17 protein-coding genes are annotated in these 20,267 nt (G+C 65.0%); 9 read left to right on the top strand and 8 right to left on the bottom strand.

The window, feature by feature from the left end; genetic code table 11:
* The first annotated feature begins 20 nt into the window (after positions 1 to 20).
* Positions 21 to 914 (top strand): TauD/TfdA dioxygenase family protein, encoded by an 894-nt coding sequence (locus tag AWC27_RS22075; protein ID WP_085672443.1) that lies wholly within the window; start codon positions 21 to 23, stop codon positions 912 to 914.
* Here AWC27_RS22075 and AWC27_RS22070 read toward each other — a convergent pair.
* From AWC27_RS22070 to guaB, 3 genes are read right to left on the bottom strand one after another with little or no spacing between them, the layout of a single operon-like run.
* Positions 911 to 2,656 carry a GMC oxidoreductase gene (locus AWC27_RS22070; protein ID WP_085672442.1) on the bottom strand — a complete coding sequence of 582 codons (1,746 nt, stop codon included), beginning with the start codon at positions 2,654 to 2,656 and terminating at the stop codon, positions 911 to 913. The two genes, AWC27_RS22075 and AWC27_RS22070, sit on opposite strands and share 4 nt — an antisense overlap.
* Positions 2,657 to 2,686: 30 nt before the next feature.
* The gene (locus tag AWC27_RS22065; protein WP_085672441.1) at positions 2,687 to 3,814 is read right to left on the bottom strand and encodes a GuaB3 family IMP dehydrogenase-related protein; all 1,128 of its coding nucleotides are present in this window, start codon (positions 3,812 to 3,814) and stop codon (positions 2,687 to 2,689) included.
* A 14-nt stretch (positions 3,815 to 3,828) separates the two neighbouring features.
* Entirely contained in the window at positions 3,829 to 5,427 is a 1,599-nt protein-coding gene (gene guaB, locus AWC27_RS22060) for an IMP dehydrogenase (RefSeq protein ID WP_085672440.1), read from the bottom strand.
* Between the two features lie 131 nt (positions 5,428 to 5,558).
* Between guaB and AWC27_RS22055 the strand changes: the two genes are divergently transcribed.
* Positions 5,559 to 5,972: a DUF5319 domain-containing protein gene (locus tag AWC27_RS22055; RefSeq protein ID WP_065142871.1), complete on the top strand. Its 414-nt coding sequence runs from the start codon at positions 5,559 to 5,561 to the stop codon at positions 5,970 to 5,972.
* Between the two features lie 8 nt (positions 5,973 to 5,980).
* Here AWC27_RS22055 and AWC27_RS22050 read toward each other — a convergent pair whose 3' ends face one another.
* From AWC27_RS22050 to AWC27_RS22040, 3 genes are all read right to left on the bottom strand, one after another.
* On the bottom strand, positions 5,981 to 6,850 hold the full coding sequence (locus AWC27_RS22050; RefSeq protein WP_085672439.1) for an anti-sigma-D factor RsdA: 870 nt from the start codon (positions 6,848 to 6,850) through the stop codon (positions 5,981 to 5,983).
* Complete coding sequence (gene sigD / locus AWC27_RS22045; protein WP_085672438.1) at positions 6,843 to 7,418, bottom strand: ECF RNA polymerase sigma factor SigD; 576 nt, start codon at positions 7,416 to 7,418, stop codon at positions 6,843 to 6,845. Before sigD ends, AWC27_RS22050 begins: the two co-directional genes overlap by 8 nt.
* An 80-nt stretch (positions 7,419 to 7,498) precedes the next feature.
* Positions 7,499 to 8,302: a hypothetical protein gene (locus AWC27_RS22040; RefSeq protein WP_085672437.1), complete on the bottom strand. Its 804-nt coding sequence runs from the start codon at positions 8,300 to 8,302 to the stop codon at positions 7,499 to 7,501.
* 561 nt (positions 8,303 to 8,863) lie between these two features.
* On the opposite strand from AWC27_RS22040, the gene AWC27_RS33305 reads away from it, so the two are divergent.
* From AWC27_RS33305 to AWC27_RS22025, 4 genes are all read left to right on the top strand, one after another.
* Positions 8,864 to 10,102 (top strand): PPE family protein, encoded by a 1,239-nt coding sequence (locus AWC27_RS33305; RefSeq protein WP_085672436.1) that lies wholly within the window; start codon positions 8,864 to 8,866, stop codon positions 10,100 to 10,102.
* A 482-nt stretch (positions 10,103 to 10,584) separates the two neighbouring features.
* Positions 10,585 to 10,893: a WhiB family transcriptional regulator gene (locus AWC27_RS22030; protein WP_083112967.1), complete on the top strand. Its 309-nt coding sequence runs from the start codon at positions 10,585 to 10,587 to the stop codon at positions 10,891 to 10,893.
* Positions 10,894 to 11,052: 159 nt separating this feature from the next.
* Positions 11,053 to 11,475 carry a hypothetical protein gene (locus tag AWC27_RS30410; RefSeq protein WP_139837145.1) on the top strand — a complete coding sequence of 141 codons (423 nt, stop codon included), beginning with the start codon at positions 11,053 to 11,055 and terminating at the stop codon, positions 11,473 to 11,475.
* Positions 11,476 to 11,716: 241 nt separating this feature from the next.
* Positions 11,717 to 12,466 carry a superoxide dismutase family protein gene (locus AWC27_RS22025; protein ID WP_085672435.1) on the top strand — a complete coding sequence of 250 codons (750 nt, stop codon included), beginning with the start codon at positions 11,717 to 11,719 and terminating at the stop codon, positions 12,464 to 12,466.
* A 64-nt stretch (positions 12,467 to 12,530) separates the two neighbouring features.
* Here AWC27_RS22025 and AWC27_RS22020 read toward each other — a convergent pair whose 3' ends face one another.
* Positions 12,531 to 14,186 (bottom strand): amidohydrolase, encoded by a 1,656-nt coding sequence (locus AWC27_RS22020; protein WP_085672434.1) that lies wholly within the window; start codon positions 14,184 to 14,186, stop codon positions 12,531 to 12,533.
* Positions 14,187 to 14,431: 245 nt separating this feature from the next.
* Here AWC27_RS22020 and AWC27_RS22015 point away from each other — a divergent pair, with 245 nt between their 5' ends.
* Positions 14,432 to 16,207, top strand: a complete 1,776-nt coding sequence (locus AWC27_RS22015; protein ID WP_085672433.1) for an N-acyl-D-amino-acid deacylase family protein — start codon at positions 14,432 to 14,434, stop codon at positions 16,205 to 16,207.
* A 55-nt stretch (positions 16,208 to 16,262) separates the two neighbouring features.
* Here the strand turns inward: AWC27_RS22015 and AWC27_RS22010 are convergent, their stop codons facing one another.
* A complete protein-coding gene (locus tag AWC27_RS22010; protein ID WP_085672432.1) occupies positions 16,263 to 17,474 on the bottom strand; it encodes an Rv1453 family transcriptional regulator in 1,212 nt (403 codons plus the stop codon).
* Between the two features lie 172 nt (positions 17,475 to 17,646).
* Here AWC27_RS22010 and AWC27_RS22005 point away from each other — a divergent pair, with 172 nt between their 5' ends.
* Entirely contained in the window at positions 17,647 to 18,855 is a 1,209-nt protein-coding gene (locus tag AWC27_RS22005) for an aminotransferase class I/II-fold pyridoxal phosphate-dependent enzyme (protein WP_085672431.1), read from the top strand.
* 135 nt (positions 18,856 to 18,990) lie between these two features.
* Positions 18,991 to 19,959 carry a glycosyltransferase family 2 protein gene (locus AWC27_RS22000; RefSeq protein ID WP_169726836.1) on the top strand — a complete coding sequence of 323 codons (969 nt, stop codon included), beginning with the start codon at positions 18,991 to 18,993 and terminating at the stop codon, positions 19,957 to 19,959.
* Positions 19,960 to 20,267: the final 308 nt, after the last annotated feature.

Below are 20,267 nucleotides of genomic sequence, written 5' to 3'. Positions count from 1 at the left end.
TTCTCCCTGAAGGACCCCACATGTCCCAAGTCATCTCGGTTAAGAAGCTCGGCAGCCGGATCGGCGCCCAGGTAAGCGGGGTGCGGCTCGGTGGCGACCTAGACGTGGCCGCAGTCGCCGAGATCCGCGCTGCGCTGCTGGCCCACAAGGTGATCTTCTTCCGCGGCCAGCATCACCTCGACGACGCCGAACAGCTTGCCTTCGCCGCCCTCCTGGGCACTCCGGTCGGCCACCCATCGGTGACTGCCGCAGCGCCCAACGCACCCATCCTCACGCCCATCAACTCCGACTTCGGCAAGGCGAATCGCTGGCACACCGACGTCACGTTCGCCGCGAACTACCCGGCGGCCTCGGTGCTGCGGGCGGTCAATCTGCCCGACTATGGCGGGTCGACGCTGTGGGCCAACACCGCGACCGCGTACGCGGACCTGCCCGAGCCGCTCAAGTGCCTCGCCGAGAACCTGTGGGCATTGCACAGCAACCGCTACGACTACGTGAAGGCCGAGTCCGGGGGGCAGACCGACGCGCAACGCGCCTTCCGCAAGGTGTTCGAGCACCCCGATTTCCGGACCGTCCACCCCGTGGTGCAGGTACACCCGGAGACCGGCGAGCGCACTCTGCTCGCAGGCGACTTCGTGCGCAATTTCGTCGGCCTGGACAGGCACGAGTCAAATGCGCTGTTCGAGATGTTGCAGCTGCGAATTACCGTGCCCGAGAACACCATTCGCTGGAACTGGGAACCAGGCGACGTCGCCATGTGGGACAACCGGGCCACCCAGCACCGGGCCGTCGACGACTACGACGACCAGTACCGGCTCATGCAGCGGGTAACTCTGATGGGCGACGTGCCCGTCAACGTGCGCGGACAGCGCAGCCAGGTGGTCAGCGGAGCTCCGCTGACCCTGGCCAGTTAGCCGACGTCGGCCCTGGGGCTGACCGGATCGATCGGCAGCCACCGCAACGCACCCGGTGCGTCGGCGGGCACCACCGGATGCTCCGGCGCGATCGGGTCCATCCGCCGGTAGGCGTCTCCTTGCAGCGGCCGCTGGTCGTTCTCGCCCTTGTTCGGCCATAGCGACGCGGCCCGCTCGGCCTGGGCGGCGATGGACAGCGAGGGGTTGACGCCCAGGTTGGCCGAAATCGCCGCGCCGTCGACCACATACAACGTCGGATAGCCGTAGGCCCGGTGATAGGGATCGATGACACCGTGCTCCGGGCTGTCGCCGATCACCGCGCCGCCGAGGAAGTGCGCGGTCAGTGGGATGTTGAACAGCTCGCCCCAGGTGCCGCCGGCCACGCCGTCGATCTTCTCGGCGATGCGGCGGGTGACCTCGTTGCCCACCGGGATCCAGGTCGGGTTGGGTTCGCCGTGGCCCTGCTTGCTGGAGTACCAGCGGATACCGAGCTTCCCCCGCTTGGTAAAGGTGGTGATCGAGTTGTCCAGGTGCTGCATCACCAGGGCGATCATCGTGCGTTCACTCCACTGCCGTGGGTTGAGTAGTCGCAGAATGTGCGATGGGTCCTGACGCCCTTGCCGCACCAACTGCTTCCACCGCGGCACGTCGGTGCCGCCGGGTCCTGAGCCGTCGGTCATCAAGGTCTGCAGCAGCCCCATCGCGTTGGAGCCCTTGCCGTACCGGACGGGTTCGATGTGGGTGTCCGACGTCGGGTGAATCGACGAGGTGATCGCGACCCCGTGGGTGAGGTCGAGGTCCGGGGAGACCTCCAGCCGCGCGGCGCCGACGATCGACTCGGAGTTGGTCCGCGTCAACACGCCCAGTCGCTTGGAAAGGCGGGGCAGCCGTCCCTTATCGCGCTGGTTGAACAGCAGGTGCTGGGTTCCCCAGGTTCCGGCGGCCAGGATCAGGTGCTCGGCGGTGAACGTGCGCCGGTCCCTGCGCAGCCAGCTGCCGGTACGCACCGTGCGCACCTCCCACAGACCATCCGGGCGCTGTTCGAATCCCTTCACGGTGGTCATCGGAATCACTTGTGCGCCTGCGGATTCCGCGAGACCTAGGTAGTTCTTCAGCAGTGTGTTCTTGGCGCCGTAGCGACAGCCCGTCATACAGCAACCGCATTCCAGGCAGCCGGTGCGCGCCGGCCCGGCACCGCCGAAGAAGGGGTCGGGCACGGTCTTGCCCGGCGTCTTGGTGCCGTCGGGTCCGAAGAACACCCCGACCGGAGTGGGCACGAACGTGTCGCCGCAGCCCATCTCGTCGGCGACCTCTTTGACGATGCGGTCCGCGTCGGTGAAGGTCGGGTTGTAGACGACGCCCAGCATCCGTTGCGCCTGCTCGTAATGCGGCATCAGTTCGGCGCGCCAGTCGGTGATGTGCCGCCACTGCTGGTCGTTGAAGAACGGTTCCGGCGGTATATACAGGGTGTTGGCGTAGTTCAGGGATCCGCCGCCGACTCCGGCACCGGCCAGGATCATCACGTTCTTCAGCGGGTGAATCCGCTGGATGCCGTAGCAGCCCAGCTTGGGCGCCCACAGGAACTTGCGCAGGTCCCAGGAGGTCTTGGCGAATTCCTCGTCGGCGTACCGTCGGCCGGCCTCCAGCACGCCTACCCGGTAGCCCTTTTCGGTCAGCCGCAGCGCGCTGACACTGCCCCCGAAACCCGAACCGATAATCAGGACGTCGTAATCCGGCTTCATCGCTGCAGTATATGGGTATTGACAGGTAGCTCAGGTTGCTACCGTCAGGCCGACCTTCTGGAACTCCTTGAGATCGCAGTAGCCGGCCTTGGCCATCGACCGGCGCAGGCCACCGACCAGATTCAGGGTTCCGAACGGATCGTCGGACGGGCCGTTGAGAACCCGCTCCAGCGACGGTCGTTCGCCGACGGCGATCTGCAGCAGCGCCCCGCGCGGCAACGACGGATGCGCGGCCGCGGCCGGCCAGAACCACCCTTCGCCGAGCGCCTCGGCGGCCTCGGCCAGCGGCGTGCCCAGCACCACCGCGTCGGCGCCGCAGGCGATGGCCTTGGCCAGCTCCCCAGAGGTGTGGATGTCGCCGTCGGCCAGCACGTGCACGTAGCGGCCGCCGGTCTCATCCAGGTATTCGCGCCGGGCGGCGGCGGCATCGGCGATCGCGGTGGCCATCGGCACGCTGATGCCCAGCACCTCATCGGTGGTGGTGACCCCCCGGGTGGAGCCGTAGCCGACGATGACGCCGGCGGCGCCGGTGCGCATCAGATGCAGCGCCGTGCGGTGATCCTGCACACCACCGGCGACCACAGGCACGTCCAGTTCGGCGATGAACGTCTTGAGGTTGAGCGGCTCACCATCGCTGGCCACTCTTTCCGCGGAGACGATGGTGCCGTGGATAACCAGCAGGTCGATCCCGGCCTGCAGCAGCACCGGCGTCAGCGCCTGGGCATTCTGCGGGCTAACCCGGACCGCGGTGGTGACGCCGGCCTCACGGATGCGCGCCACTGCAGCGCCCAACAGATCGGGGTTCAGCGGCGCGGCGTGCAGCTCCTGCAGCAGCCGGATCGCCGCCGACGGTTCGGGCTCTTTGCTGGCCGCCTCGACGAGCTGGGCGATCCTGGCCTGCACGTCGGCGTGCCGGCCGATCAACCCTTCGCCGTTGAGCACGGCCAGTCCGCCCAGCCGGCCCAGCTCGATCGCGAACTCCGGGGATACCAGCGCATCCGTGGGGTGGGCCAGCACCGGGATCTCGAACCGGTAGGCGTCCAGTTGCCATGCCGTGGACACGTCTTGTGACGAGCGGGTGCGCCGCGACGGCACGATGTTGACTTCGCTCAATTCATAGGTGCGCCGCGCGGTGCGGCCCATGCCGATTTCGACCATGTCAGGTCCGCCTGTCAGCGTGCGTAGTAGTTGGGCGCTTCGACAGTCATCGCGACATCGTGCGGGTGACTCTCCTTGAGACCCGCGGCCGTGATCCGGACGAACTGCGCCTGCTGCAGCACCTCGATGGTGGGCGAGCCGGTGTAGCCCATCGCCGCGCAGAGGCCGCCGGTCAGCTGGTGGATCACCGTCGCCAGCGGGCCACGGAACGGCACCCGGCCCTCGATCCCTTCGGGTACGAGTTTGTCCTCGGAAAGCGCGTCGTCGGCGAAGTAGCGGTCCTTGGAGTAGGACTTCGTTTGCCCGCCAGAGCCCCTGCCCGCCATGGCGCCCAGCGACCCCATGCCGCGGTAGCTCTTGTACTGCTTGCCGTTGACGAAGATCAGTTCGCCGGGCGCTTCGGCGGTGCCGGCCAGCAGCGAGCCCAGCATCGCCGTCGAGGCGCCGGCGGCCAGGGCCTTGGCGATATCGCCGGAGTACTGCAGCCCGCCATCGGCGATCACCGGCACTCCGGCGGGCCCGCACACCGCTACAGCTTCCAGGATCGCCGTGATCTGGGGCGCACCCACCCCGGCCACCACCCGGGTGGTGCAGATGGAGCCCGGACCAACACCGACCTTCACCGCGTCGGCGCCGGCATCGACCAGGGCCGCGGCCGCTGACCTGGTGGCGACGTTGCCGCCGACCACCTCGACCCGGTCGCCCACCTCGAGTTTGAGTTTGCTCACCATGTCGAGCACCAGCCGGTTGTGGGCGTGGGCGGTGTCGACGACGAGCACGTCGACCCCGGCATCGACCAGCATCATGGCGCGAACCCAGGCGTCGCCGCCGACGCCGACGGCCGCACCCACCAGTAGCCGGCCGTCCTTGTCCTTGGTGGCCAGCGGGTGCTGCTCGGTCTTCACGAAGTCCTTGACGGTGATCAGCCCGGTCAACTTGCCCCGGCCGTCGACGATGGGCAGTTTCTCGATCTTGTTGCGCCGCAACAGCCCCAGCGCCGCTGACGCGCTGACCCCCTCCTGGGCGGTGATCAGCGGCGACTTGGTCATCACCTCGGCGACCTGCTTGGTCTGGTCGACCTCGAAGCGCATGTCCCGGTTGGTGATGATGCCGACCAGGGCGCCGTCGTCGTCGACCACCGGCAACCCGGAGATGCGGAACCGGGCACACAGCGCGTCGACCTGGGCCAGGGTGTTGTCCGGGCGGCAGGTGACCGGGTCGGTGACCATGCCGGCCTCGGAGCGCTTCACCATTTCCACCTGGCCCGCTTGTTCGGCAACGGGCAGGTTGCGGTGCAGCACCCCCATGCCGCCGGCGCGGGCCATCGCAATGGCCATCCGGGACTCGGTGACGGTGTCCATCGCCGAGCTGACCAGCGGCACCTTGAGCCGGATCTTCTTGGTCAGCTGACTGGACGTGTCGGCAGTGGCGGGCACCACGTCGGAAGCCGCGGGCAACAGCAGGACGTCGTCGAACGTCAGGCCCAGCATCGCGATCTTGTGCGGGTCGTCGCCTCCGGTCGGCACCGGGTCATCGGTCAGGCCGCCCACACGCACGTATGGGCTACCGACCAGGTCGGAGCTGTCTTCTAGGCCGGACATGCCACGGGACATCGGTGAAGCCCTCCATACGCATGCGTCAGTGAGGTACCCATCCTATCGGCTCAACCGGCGGTGCCCGACGCGCAGCGTGCGGCGATCTCAATTTCTGGCATTATCGCTGTCGGCTTGCGTACTGTAGAGGGGTGCGCGACCACCTCCCCCCGGGTTTGCCACCCGACCCCTTTGCCGACGACCCCTGTGACCCGTCGGCGGCGCTGGAGGCCGTCGAGCCGGGCCAGCCGCTGGATCAACAGGAGCGGATGGCCGTCGAAGCTGACCTGGCCGACTTGGCCGTGTACGAAGCTTTATTGGCGCACAAGGGAATTCGCGGTTTGGTGGTGTGCTGCGACGAGTGCCAACAGGACCACTATCACGACTGGGACATGTTGCGCGCCAACCTGCTGCAATTGCTGATCGACGGCACGGTGCGCCCGCACGAGCCGGCTTACGACCCCGAGCCGGATGCCTACGTCACGTGGGACTACTGCCGCGGATACGCCGATGCCTCGCTCAACGAGGCGACGTCTGACGCGGATGGATTCCGCCGCCACCTCTGAGAAACCCGCTAAGCGGGCGGCGTTGTCGTCGCCGGCGGCGCGACGGCTGAAGTCGGTGGAGTAGGCGAAGTAGGCGTGACCTTAGGCGCGGTTGACGACGCGCTCGACTTCGGCTTCTTGGTCCGGGTGGTAGTCGTGGTCGGGCTCGTAGTCGGGCTCGTAGTCATAGCCGCACTCGGGCTCGTGGTCGATGCCGGACTCGTGGTGCTGGGTGTGGCGGCCCTTGGCGACGTCGACGCGGGTGTGGGCGCCGGCGACGTGACCTCGCTGGCCGGCGCGGGGGCTTCGGCGTTCGGGTCGCGTTTTTCCACCTTGGTGTTGAGCTGATTCACCTCGGCCAGCAGGTCCTGGCGGCGGCTGCCGTCGTTGACAGCCTGCAGGGTGCTGCTGACCTCGGCGAGCTGCGTCTGCGCCTGGCTCCACTGGCCCTGGGCGATCATCTGCTCGACCTTGGCCAGATCGGCCTTGGCGGACAACACAATCTGATCGTCGTTGACACGCGGTTCGTCGAACATCATCTTGTGCAGGCCATACAGCGCATCCCCCGGGCGCGCGTCGGCCACGACCGCTCCGAACCCGCTGAGCGCCAACAACGTCGCGGCCACCGACCCGACCGCGGCCAGGCCGCGGCGCGCACGGCGGCGCTCGGTCATCCCCGCGATCAGCGCCTCGGTGGCCTCGTCCTGGGAGACCAGTGCGCTGGCCGGCGGCCAGCGCAGGTCGTCCCGCCAATCGCCCAGCAGAGCCGCCAGTGCGTCGTCGTCGGGATCACCGAGACGGACGCCGGCGCGTTCGGCGAGTGCGTCGAGCAGCAGATCAGTGCGGGCAACCTCGTCCAGGCCGGGCTGATCGCCTAGGGCATAACCAAATTCACGCATAGTCACCTGCCGCAACGATTTCGTCTTTCAGTCGCTGTAGCGCGCGATGCTGGGCCACCCGAACGGCCCCGGTGGTGCTGCCGACCGCGGCGGCGGTCTCCTCCGCGGACAGCCCAACGACTACCCGCAGGATCAGGATTTCGCGTTGCTTGGCCGGCAGGATTTCGAGCAATTCGTTCATCCGGGTGACCGAATCGGCCTCGATGGCAATCTGTTCCGGCCCCGCGTCGGCCGATCGGCGTTCGGGAACCTCTTCGGCGGGATAGGCCAGATCACGGCCGGCGGCCCGGTGCGCGTCGGCAACCTTATGCGCCGCGATGCCATACAAGAAAGCTAGGAAGGGGCGTCCTCGGTCCCGGTAGCGCGGCAGTGCCGTTATGGTGGCCAAGCACACCTCCTGAGCCACGTCATCTGCTGACAGGCCACTCCGCTCGACGGTGCCGACTCGTGCGCGGCAATACCGCACGACGATCGGGCGGATGGTCTCCAGCACCTCCCGAAGCGCATTCCGGTCTCCAGCCACGGCTTCCGCAACCACAGCGTCGAGACGTTCCCCTTCAATTGTCATTGACGGCGGTCTCTCCAACGTTACGGTCCGGACACATCCCGGGCTAAGACACAGCTAGACAATAACGGCCGTACGGCGTTTCAAGCGGTACGCCAGGTTCCACCGGCGCGCCGCACCTGGCCTGCGCAAATATCCCGAATTTCGGTGAGTTTGCGCACCTGTTGTGGCGCAACCGTGACGCTTCCGGTATCGATCAGCAAGCAAGCCAGCGCCCAGCGCAGCGGTATCAGCCCATGACGGCCGGTGGCCGGCAGCGCTTCGTTGGCCACCGCACGGGACCGTTCGACGGCGCCGGCGCTGCACAGCGCCGCCGCGAGTACGACTTCACTTTTGACCTGGTGGCGCACCGACGCGGTGGTCATGGCCGCCGCAAGCTCGGCCGCCGCCTCGGCATGGCCGACCGCGGCTGTCCCGTCGCCGCCGGCCATCGCCAGCTCCGCGGCCACCCAGCGCCGCCGCACGGCCAGCCGCTCCGAAACGGGTAGCCCGTCCGCGCGAGCCAACAGGGTCGCGGCCGCAGCAAGGCGGCCGACGCCCAGGGCGTCGGCCGCCAATCCGATCAGGGCATCGGCGGTTGGCTCGGGATCTTGTCCGGCCAGGGCCAGGGCACGACCATCCCAGCCGCGGGCCAGCCGGTGCCAGCCCAGCTGGCGCAGAAACGATGCGTGGGTGCTGTAGGCAAGCGAGGCCAGCGGACCCGGTTCGACGCGGCGCCGCAGCAGCTCCAAATCGCTGTACGCGCTGCCGTACCGCCCCTGCCCGCCGGCGGCGACGGCACGCAGCCACAGCTGCTGCGACGACGTGGCCGCGGGCAGCGGCCAGGAACCCGGCCTGCTGCCAAAAGCGACATCGACAAGAGTGCCGGTATTTGGAGTTTCACTCACAGAGATAGCCGCGTTTCTGCCCGATTCCACTTGTTTAATTAACGAAACTTAGTAACAGCAGAGCCCTTGTACCACGGAATTACCCGAGTTGCTGATGTTTGGTCAATTTTTGCGAAAGTGGTCCCACTTAGTCGCGATTATGGCACGCCGGCGGCTGACCCACGCGATCGCACCACCCACGCAAACGGCCTGGTGCAACGCCGGCGTCAGCACGATCGTGCTGGGAAGATGGGCCAGCGGGCGCACACCGTCGTCGGGATTGCCGTGGCGGCAGACGGTCGGCGGATCGGAATGTATGTGTTTTCAATGAAGTGAAAAAGACCAGACATTCGGCTGCGAATCGGCATAAAATTCTCCCTCGTCACAGTTCCTGAGTGACCGGTCGATCGCCGAGCGCTTCGATGAAAGGGCGTGGTGCGTGGTGTTGGTAGTGGTGGCACCGCGAGAGCGGCTAGAGGTGGGTGCGGTGAATCGGCGTGAACGGGGGTTCGGTAGGTAAATCCTCGACGCCGTCAGCACGATGGCGGTCAGGCCGGGAAGGCCGGCAGGAAGGCGGTTGTGATGAGTTTCTTGATGGCAGCGCCGGAGGTTAGCTCGGCGCAGATGTACAGCGGTGCGGGCTCGGCGCCGATGTTGACCGCCGCGGCCGCTTGGAGCGGGTTGGCCGACGAGCTGGGTATCGCGGCGAGTTCCTTTTCATCGATGATTTCCGACCTGGTGGGTGCGGCGTGGCAGGGTCCGGCGTCAGCCGCCATGGCGGCCGTCGCCGGACCGTACGCGCACTGGCTTGACGCGGCCGCGACCCACGCAGGAGGCGCGGCCGTTGGCGCCACGACGGTGGCAACCGTCTTCGAACAGGCGCGAGCTGCCGTGGTGCATCCAGTCGCGATTGCGACCAATCGCAACCAGATGATGTCGCTGGTGGTCTCGAATCTGTTCGGATTCAACGCCCCGGCGATCGCCTTCAAAGACGCTGAATACGAGGCGATGTGGGTGCAAGATGTGACCGCGATGATCGGCTATCACAGCGGAGCTTCGGCGGTGGCCGAGCAGCTGGCGCCGTTAGGGCAGGCGCTCAAAGCCCTTCCCGGCCGGGTTGCCGCCGCCGTGGGGGCCAGTCCGGCCGCGTTGGCGCCGGCCGCGGCTGCGGCAAACCCAGCGGCCACAGTGTTCGAGTACGGGCTGATCGCGGGTCTCCTCGGGACGCCTCTGGTCGCTGCCATCGGAAATGTCGAACTGACGGCTGCCCGCACGGCCGCGGTCTTTACCCCTGCGGTCCGGGCGGCTATTGCCGGCATCACCGACGCCGCTGCGCCGGCTGTCGCGGCCCTTGCGCCGGTGGCCAAGGCCATCGCGGACACACCGATAGTGGCCGCCGCAACCGCGGCCATCGCACCTGTGGCCGCTCAGGTCGCAGCAGCGGTGAATGGAGTGGCCGACGCCGCGACCGCGACGGTCGGCCAGGTGACCACCGCCGCAACCGGCGCCCTAACCGCGCTTGAGACCACGGCGTTGACCCAGCAGATTGCTCTGGTGGCGGGCAATCCAGCGCTGTTGTCCAACTTCGTGCCGTTGCTGACGAGCAACCCGGCTTTGCTGTCCAGCGTGTATGGCTTCTTGGCCAGCAATCCGCAGTTGGTGACCAGTCTGTTGGCGCAGGTGCAGAACAACCCGGCACTGACCGCCCAGATCATCGCGACGTTTAACCAGATACAGGCCAGCAATCCGGCATTGGCTGCCCAGTTGCTGGGTCTGGCAACGCAGTTGGGGAACCAGCTGGGGATCGCCCCGGCGGCGTAGCTAGGGGCTAGTTTCCCGACTCCGGCTCACGACAGCCGAGGCCCCAGTCACGTGGCTCGGCACGGTTCCGTACTGGGCTGCGGTACCGAAGTGTGACGAGTTTCAATCACGGTGATAGCTGCCCCCGCAGTGGTAAAAAGTTTGTGCTTTCTGGGTTACCGGAATATTACTCACAGCCTTCTGTCGGCTAATTACAGCTGGTTCACAGTACTGGTTTGACCTGGGAAAACCCGCTTACGAAGACGCGCGGTTAGCACAACTAGCCTTCGGCGAATGGGCGACAGATGAACGCAAAGTTAATTCTCAAACAACGGCCCCGTATTTTGCCGGAAGAAGCGCCTATTGACGGAAATTCGGCGGCACCCCTAGCGTCTACCGTTAACGGGTAGTCATCGGTGACACCACTCCATTTCAGTTGCACAACTCGCGCGTTCGCGAACCTGACCTTCACTTAGGTGTGCCGTGTAGAGAGGGAATCAGCAATGCCACAGCCAGAGCAGCTACCTGGGCCCAACGCCGACGTCTGGAACTGGCAATTGCAGGGCCTGTGTCGCGGGCTCGACTCATCGATGTTCTTCCATCCCGACGGCGAGCGTGGCCGTGCCCGCATGCAACGCGAACAGCGCGCCAAGGAGATGTGCCGCCGCTGCCCGGTGATGCAGGAGTGCCGGTCCCACGCGCTGGACGTCGCCGAGCCCTACGGCGTTTGGGGCGGCCTATCGGAATCCGAGCGCGACCTACTGCTCAAGGGCAGCCTTGCGCGCACTCGCGGTATCCCTCGTTCGGCCTAGTTCAGCGCGGCGACTGCCGCACGCTTTTGCACCATTCTTCGGTTGTAGTGGTCTGTTTTGACCCTTGGGCTGCGTTCCTGCGGCCCGGATCATTAGCAGCACCTGGTCAGCGCGGGGATCACCACCGCAACGACAGACCACGAACCGAAAGAGGCCGAAATGAGGAATTTCCTGCCGCGCTGCGGTGCCGTCGCTGCGTTCACCGTTGCGTTAGGGGTAACGCCCCTGGTCGGAGTGGTCGGAGTCGGCGCACCGGCGATCAGCCGGGCCGACCCACTCTGTCCGCCTGACCAGGTCTGGAACGACCAGCTACAGCAATGCGTGCCCGGTCCGGCCGCACCTCCGACACCCATTGGCCCGCCCCCACCCGGTACCCCGGGCGGCCTGTACGGACCCGGCGGCTGGGGTGGGCCCGGTGGACCGGGCGGACCTCCGGCGCCCGGTGAACCCTATGGGCCGTATGGACCTCAATCCGGCGCTCCCGGAACCCCTGGCGGCATCGGTTCACCGGGCCAGATCGGTGGCGTCGGTGGACCCGGTGGATTCGGTGGTCCGCACATGGGCGGCGGCGGAAGGCTCTAGTCGTCTCTAGTGGCCGGCCTGCCGCGCCACTGCAGCGCTTCGAGCACCACGGCCCCCTGTACACCGCTGCGCTCCCGCGACCGAGGGCATCAGGATCTACTAGGGGATTCTTGATTAAATCGTCTGCGGTTTCACATGCGCCGGCCGGCTTAGCCACGCCATCGGCTCACCCTCAGGTCAGCGGCCTGACCCCGCGAACTCCGGAGCGATTGACAAATGCCAATTCGGGTACGTTGAGGCCATGAAGAAGGGCGTGAAATGGGGAGCCGCCTTCGCGGGCGCGACGCTCACCGCGGCCATCGCACCGCTGGCCGCCTGCACGAGCCAGCAGGAGAGCCAGCCGAACACGTCACCGAACAACAGTGCGACAGCTGGCGCGGACCGGATGACCACGCAGTTGAAAAGTTCCGACGGGATTGTGATCGCCAGCGCCACAATCGATTTCACCAACGGCTACGCGACGGTGACCGTGGAGGCCGGTCCGAACCCGGTCCTGCGGCCGGGTTTCCACGGCCTGCAGATCCACTCGGTGGGCAAGTGCGATACCGACGATTTCGACTCCGCCGGAGGCGTCTACCAGGCGCCCGGTCACACCGGTTACCCCGCCAGCGGCGAGCTCACCGCATTGCAGGTGCGCAATGACGGCTCGGCGAAACTCATCACCACCAGCAACTTGTTCACCGCAGCGGACCTGCGAGACAGCTCGGGCACCGCACTGGTCATCCACGAGAACGCGGACTACCTGGGCACCAGCCCGGCCGGTGAGTCGAGCAAGCGCCTGGCCTGCGGGGTGATTGCCGCGGGCGCCGCGACGACGACCTCATCCACCACGATGCCAACGACCGTCACCACGATCACCGTGCCGCCGCCATCGATCAGCACGAGCACGAGCACCGTCACGGTCACCAGCGTTCCCGCCGTCACGTCCACGGCGACCACGACGCCGTCCAAAGCCGTGACGACCCCGCCCAGCCTCCCGCCCGGCGGCTGACCCCGGTTAGCCATCTCGACGGCGGCCGTGATCAAGGCGCTGCTCATGGCCGCACCACCGAGTATCAAACCGGTAGCGCGACCGGTCTGCGATAAATCGTGCGGCCCTGTTTGATCGTCTCGACCACCGCGATGTCTTTGATCCGCATCGGGTCCACGGTCATCGGATTGGCGTCCAGGATGACCAGGTCGGCGAGTTTGCCCACCGTGATCGAGCCCTTGGACAGCTCCTCGCCGTACTGATATGCGGCATTGATCGTGATCGCCTCAAGCGCTTCCAGCGCGGTGACGCGCTGATCGGGGCCGATGACCTCGCCGCTTCGCGAGACGCGATTGACCGCCGTCCACACTACGAACATCTGGTCCAGCGGTGAGACGTTGAAGTCAGTGTGATTGGTCGGGCGCAGGCCGCTGTCGATGGCGGCCCGCATCGGGCTAAGGAAATGGGCCTGCTCCTTGCCTCGCAGACGGATATGCGTGTCGGCGAAGTAGAAGGCGTGCTCGGTGAACAGCGAGGGAATCAGCTTGTACTCGACGTATTTGGCAAGCTGGTCGCGCCGTACGAATTGGGAATGAATAACCGTGGTGTGGCGGTCTTTGGTCAGATCGCCGGCCGCGGCGAATTCGTGTGCAGCCAGCAGCACGTCAATGGCGGCATCACCGTTGGCGTGGACGTTCAGCGGCAGGCCTAGATCGTAGACACGCTTGAACCAGGAGTTGACGGTTTCTTGCGGGAAGCCGAGTTCCCCCGTCCAGTTGCGCTCGCCGTCGGGTCCGTCGACGAGGTACGGGGTGGTGAAGTACGCCGTGCGGCCCTGCGGCGATCCGTCCAGGGTGATCTTCACGCCACCGAGCTTGACGCCGTTGCGGTAGGTCCCGAAGGTCTCAGGCGGGTTTTCCCGAAGGACTTCGTCGAGGTCGAGGATGAACGGGTACGCGACGACGTCGATCAGATCGGCGCCTCCGGCGGCCGCTCGCTGCAGCAGGGCAATGTCGGCCGCATGGGTCAGCCCTTCGTGGGCGGTGGTGATGCCGGCCGCGGCGTACAGCCGTTGACCGGCGATACTCCACTCGACCTCTTGGTCCGGGGTGGGCTTGGGCAGCGCGCCGAAGATCGGCAGGAACGCGGTTTCCATGACCAGCCCGTCGGGTTCGTTCGACCCTTCCTTGCGCACGATCACACCGCCCGGCGGTGTCACGGTGTCCGCCGAGATGCCGAACTTGTCCAGCGCTGCCGAATTGAGCACCGCCCCGTGCAGCGACACATGCCCGACCAATACCGGATTGTCCGGGAAGTCCCGATCGAGGTCCTCTCGATGCAGCGTGCGCCCACCGGGCATGACCGTTTCGTCGTAGCCGTAGCCGATGATGAGCTCGCCCGCGCCGATGTTGCGCGTGTCGCGGAAGTTCTTCAGCTCGGCGACGATGGCGTCGACATCTGCGCCGGGGCCGGCCGGCGGCGCGAACACATTGACCTGGTTGGCCACCGTGAGCGCGTTGACGTAGTGGCTGTGCGGGTCGATGAAGCCGGGCAGCATGGTCTTGCCATCCAGGTCTACTTGGCGCGTCACTGGCCCCTGGTACCGGGCCACCACCTCGGCGCGAGTCCCGACGGCGACAATGCGGCCATTCTTGATCGCCACGGCCTCGGCCGTTGGTCGCTCGTCGTCGATGGTGACGATGTCACCGTTGAGATAGATAGCGTCGGCGTCGCCGGTCATCAGGGCCTCCTACATCGGGTTATCTTGGCACACAAGCGATTACCCAGCCAGATCCGGCTGAGAAGCTGGGTGCGTTTGCGGTCAGCTTACCCATCCGCCGGTGGCCGCCGCTGCACACTTTTGCACCATTTGCTTCGCCTAATGGGATGTTTCGGCCCTTGGGCTGCGGTGCCGCGGCTTGGATCATTTGTCGCACTTGGTCGTCCGCGCGATCGCCGGGGACCCCGGCCGAAAGGAGCCCGCCAATGAGCAGCACCGCGAGCAAGCCCGGTCCACGAGTGTTGATCCGGCGTGGGCTGGTCTTCGACGGGAGCGGGTCGCCAGGCGCGATCGGTGACGTCGCGATTGCCGACGGGGCGATCAGCGCGGTGTCCGCGCGGCCGCTGGATCCCGCCGACTACGACGAGGTAATCGACGCCGACGGAAAGTGGGTCACGCCTGGCTTTTTGGAGATCCACTCGCACTACGACGCCGAAATCGTCACCGCCCCTGAGCTGCCCGAATCGGTGCGTCATGGGGTGACGACCGTGGTGATCGGCAACTGCTCGCTGAGCATGGTCACCGTGGACGCCGACGATTCGGCGGACCTGTTCGCCCGAGTGGAGGCGATCCCGCATTCAGGCATCAAAACAATCTTGCAGCAGGACAAGACCTGGAGCAGCCCCAGCGAATACCGTCAATGGCTGCAGCAGCAGCCGCTGGGCCCCAACGTCGCGGTCATGTTGGGCCACAGCGATCTGCGCGTCGGTGTGCTGGGCTTAAAGACCGCGACCGACAAGCGTTTTCGGCCCAGCGACTCCCAGATAGCGACGATGGAACGTATCCTCGACGACGCGCTCGACGAAGGTTTCCTCGGGTTGTCGACCATGACCACCCGTCGGGACAAGCTGGCCGGCGACCGCGCGTGGGCTGAGCCCTTGCCATCCACGTTCGCACGGTGGCGCGAGTACCGGCGGTTGCACAAGCGGCTGCGCCGGCGAGGCCGGATCCTGCAGAGCGCCCCCAACGCCGAGACCCAGGTCAACGTGCTCGCGTTCGCGCTCACCGCTGCCGGCATCGGCCGTCGGCCGCTGCGCACCAGCCTGCTGACCGCGCTGGACTTCAAGTCCAACCCCTGGCTACACCGGGTGTCACCGCTGCTGGCATTTCTCACCAACCGAGTACTGAAGGGCGACTTACGATTTCAGGCGTTGCCGGGCCCGATGACGATTTTCTGCGACGGGGTGGACTTCGCGGCGTTCGAGGAGTTCAGCAGCGGCGTCACGCTGCGCAACCTGCGCACCGCCGACGACCAGTACGCGCTGCTGAGAGACCCGAAATTCCGCGCCCAATTCATCAAGGACATGGGCGGATTCATGATGAACGGCCTGTGGAACCGGCGTTTCGACGATGCCGTGATCATCGATTGCCCCGATGCGTCGGTGGTGGGTCGCACCTTCGAAGACCTCAGCCGCGAACGCGGCCAACACCCCGCCGAAGTTTTCCTCGATCTGGCCGCCACCTGGCGGGACAAGTTGCGCTGGTACACCGTGGTGGGCAATCACCGCCCCGACATCGTGGTGAAACTGCTGGCCAGCCCCGGCACCCAGGTCGGATTCGCCGACTCCGGGGCGCACCTGCGCAGCCTGGCCAACTACAACTTCGGGCTGCGCGCGCTGACGCTCGCCAAGCGAGCCGAACAGTCCGCCCGTCCGAAGATCACCGTCGGCGAGATGGTGCGGAAGCTGACCTCCGATCTGGCTGACTGGTGGGGTGTCGAGGCCGGCCACATCCGCGTCGGTAGCCGCGCCGACCTAGTGGTGATCGATCCCGACGGCCTCACCGACCAGGTATTCGAGACCACCGAGGCGCCCGCCCCCGACGCCTTCGGCGTCGACCGTGTGGTCAACCGCAACGACAACGCCGTGGACGCCGTACTCATCAACGGCCGTGTCGCTTACACCCAAACATCTGGATACGCAACAGATCTCGGGCAATCAAAGGGGTTCGGAAGCTTTCTGCCGGCCATCCACCACAGCTGATAGCGGCAAGAAGTGGGTCCGAGATGAACCCGGAGCCGGTTCACTCTAGACATCCCTAGGGGGTTGGCTTGCCCCGCCATTGCAACGCCTCGAGCGCGACGGCGACATGCACGCTGCTGTGCGCGAGCGGCCGAGGGAGGAGCTGCTGAGCGCGGTCGAGCCGGCGCAGCAGGGTGTTGCGGTGTGTATAGAGCAGTTTGGTGGTGCGCCCGATGCTGCATTGTTGGTTGACGAACGTCAGCACGGTGTTGTGCAGCTCCGGGCTGGCCGACTCAAACCGCCCTAATGTGTTCTTGATGAAATCGTCTGCGGCTTCCGGGTTTTGGGTGATCAGAGCGATTAGCTGAACGTCGGCGAAAAACGCCACCTGCTGAACAGACCGCAACGCGGCCACCATGCGCTGCGCGGTGAGGGCCTCGAGGTGGCTGCGCCGGAAGCCTTCAATTCCTTTGGCCGGGGTTCCGATGGCGATCCGTGCCCCGGGAGCGTCTTTGACCGCCCGGTGAATCCGCTCGACGTCGAGGGTGGCGTCGGCCACCCATACCCAGCGGGTGGCGGCACTGGCGACCACGGTCAGTGGCCTGGCAAACCCAGCGGCGTGACCAAACGATTCGGCGAGCTGGTCGAGCTGGCTCACGTCGCCGTCGGGCTCGGGACTCCAGACAACGGCGGCTGTGTGGTTGCGGTTGAGGGCGTAGCCCAATCGCGCTTCGGCGCGCTGCCGACTGATCGGGGCGCCTTCGAGGATCAGAGCAGTGACTTCGCGACGTTCGGCGTGCGTACCGCGGACCAATTCGTCGCGTTCCCGCTCCATCTGGGCTGCGATACCGGCCGCCGTTGCATCGATGAAGTCGCTGATGGACCGGAACGACACGTCGAGCAGTTCGCGCAGTTCATCGGGGTCAGACGTCAGATCAAATGCGGTATCCATCCAGAGCCGCCAGCCCACGGTCTGGGCCGGACGGAAAGTGAACGGCGCCAGGCCGCGGCGCGCCATGTCGCGGGCGATGCTGAGCGGCTCGGGCCCCAGATTGGCCGGCACCGGAGCCCCGGGGTTACTGACATTCGCCGCGGCCCAGTGCATCAGGCTGGACTGGATACTGCGACGGGTGGCCGCTGCCAAAACGGGATCCTCGGCGATGGACGGGTTGGCCGCCATCGTGTCCCGGTCGTATTCGTCAAGCCACTCCTGAGGAGTGTTGAGGACGATCCGCGCTCCTTGCCGGATCAGCTCACACACCTGCGGCGACGGTCTTTGCCATACCACGCACTCACCCTAGACCGGCAGTGCACGCTTTTGCACCATTTGTCGGCCCGATTGGTGGGTTTAATCCCTTGGACAGCATCGGTGCGATAACGATCATGGATGGCAGATCGTCGGCAGCCATAGCCGTCTGCTGCGGTGATGAGCAACTTGCCGGGAATGGCCACGACGCCGCATGCGCATTGTGATAGCGGCCGCGGGCAACCGAACTTATTCCGGCCGCCGCCGAGCATTCCAATGGGGAAAAATGAATACCACATCACTTCCACCGCACCGGTCGGGCGGTTCCGCGAAACCGCCGAACCGGCCTCAATCACTCACCCTCCCCTTGCCGGGGGCCGCACTCGAATATGGCGGGATCGAACTGCATTGCCCGGTTAACCCGTATCCGTTAGCACCGCACATCCAGAACGCGGTTATCGAAGCGGTCAGAGCACAAATCGCGACCATTAACACCTACCCCGACATTGACGCGACAGCATTACGACGGAAATTGGCCGAATACATCTGCAATCACGAGCGTATCGCCGTGACGCCTGAAAATATCTGGGTAGCCAACGGATGCAACGAAATGCTTCAACAGATCTTTCGGACATTCGCCGGCCCAGGTGGAACCGCACTCGGGCTAGAACCATCGTACACATATTTTCGGGTAATTGCCGAAGCGACCGGCACACAATGGATGAGTGTGCCGTCGCACGCCTTTCCGCATCGTGACATAGACTCGGCCATTACCGAGATAGAAAAGCAACAACCGGATGTCGTGGTTATCCAAAGCCCGAACAATCCCACCGGCGACAGTATTAGCCTGGACATTTTCGAGGAAATGCTGTGCCGCATGCGGTCGGGCATACTCGTCATCGACGAGGCATTCATCGAAATGTCGACGGTAGACAGTGCGTTACAGCTCATACGCCGCCACCCAGAGAGGGTTGCGATCTGCCGCACGTTGAGCACGGCGCTTACTTTCGCGGGCGGCAGATTGTGTTACATGATCGCTGCACCGAACGTTATTAATGCGCTGCTTGCAACGAGACTTCCCTATTTCGTGCCATCCATAACACAAGCAGCAGCAGCTGTGATCATTGCTCGCGCCGACGAGATCCTGGTAAGAGTCCCCGAACTTCTACTGGAGCGTGACCGGATGGTCACCTATCTTCGGTTCGAAGGATTCGACATTCCGCACAGCGACACGAACTTCTTCCTTATCGGACAGTTCGAAGACACACGCGCAGTCTGGGAGACCTATGCAAGTGCGGGGATCTTGTTAGGCGACATCGGTTTACCGCACTACCTACAGGTTTCAGCTGGATTGCCTCATGAAAATGACCAATTCTTGGAAACCACCAGCAGTTTGATCTGTCGCCGCAAAATCATCGTCTAGTTAGGAAATGTCTTGAACGCTACAAAGTTGACATCAATCCGAGGGCAGGTTCACTACCATGGCGCACTGTTGCCCGCATTGCGACGTCCGTACATCTGGAAGATTCGGCCCGCCGCGATATCACGGAGACCGAGCGTGGCAATTGTTATCCCAGCTTATAATGAGGAGCGTTTTATTGGCAGATGTCTGGAATCATGCGTCACTCAGACGTCCATGCCTGACGAGATAATAATCGTGAACAACAAATCGACCGACGATACCGTGGCGGTAGTGCGGCGGTACCAAGAATTAAACCCTCAGCTAAACATTCGCCTGCTCGAGCAGAATGAGCATCAAGGGCTCATCCCGACGCGCAACCATGGATTCGACCACACCCGCAGCGATGTCATCGGCCGCATCGACGCCGATACCCGTATCGCCAGTGACTGGGTGGAGACGATTCGCAGCCGATTTGCCGACCCTGCCGTCGACGCGGCAACCGGCCCGGTTCTTTACTACGACATGCCCCTGCGAAGGGTGGGTTTCTGGGGAGACCACCGCATTCGCAGCTACTTGCAGCGCCACTCAAAAGATCAGCGATTTCTCCTGGGCGCCAACATGGCAATCCGGAAATCGGCGTGGCGGACGATCCGTCACCTGGCCCAGCTGGATCCCGAAGATCAGCTGCACGAGGATATCGACCTTGCCCTGACGCTGTTCAAGACCGGTTTCGAGATTGCCTACGAGGCGACGATGATTGCTGGCATCTCGGGCCGGCGGTTGGACTCCTCGGTGCGCGACTTCTACCGGTACATCACGCGGTATACCAGGACAACCGAGGCGCATGGCGTCAAGAGCTGGACGGCGATGCTGGCGATGGTCATCCTGGCGCTGGTGTATCTGACGTTTCGGCCGGTGCGGTTCTTCTACGACGTCGACAACAATCGATTCACGTTGTCGAAGCTGCGCGCCAAGCTTCGGCAGACAACCACCACGTCGCCATCCGGGCGCGGGGATGCGTTGACCGCGAGTCACGCCGTGGTGCAGCACATCGCTAGCACTATCAGAACCGGCACGCAGGTGCTGCCGATCAAGCCGAGCACATCAACGGGAACTTTGCCGTGAAACCTTGCTAGGGACAGAAATTTGCCGGCTGAACCGGAGATCACCCCAAATCCGCACGGCAGATGTTGTAGCCGTCACGAATTGCGTTGCCGTGCAACTGGTTTGACAACCGCGGCCACATAGGCCGCGGTCGAGCGTGGCAACGAGGTTGGCCGCCACCCGCAGGCAAGGTCGCCAGCCGCGCGGCGAGTGCACACTTTTGCACCACTATCGGGTTGGATTGAGCGATTTTCGCCCTTGGGCGGCGGTGCTGTGGTCTCGATCATAAAGAGCAGTTGGCCAGCACAAGCCAATTCAGTGTCCAGCTC

It is taken from the genome of Mycobacterium szulgai, assembly GCF_002116635.1.
Lineage (GTDB): Bacteria > Actinomycetota > Actinomycetes > Mycobacteriales > Mycobacteriaceae > Mycobacterium > Mycobacterium szulgai.
This window is presented reverse-complemented; position numbering and strand designations above follow the sequence as displayed.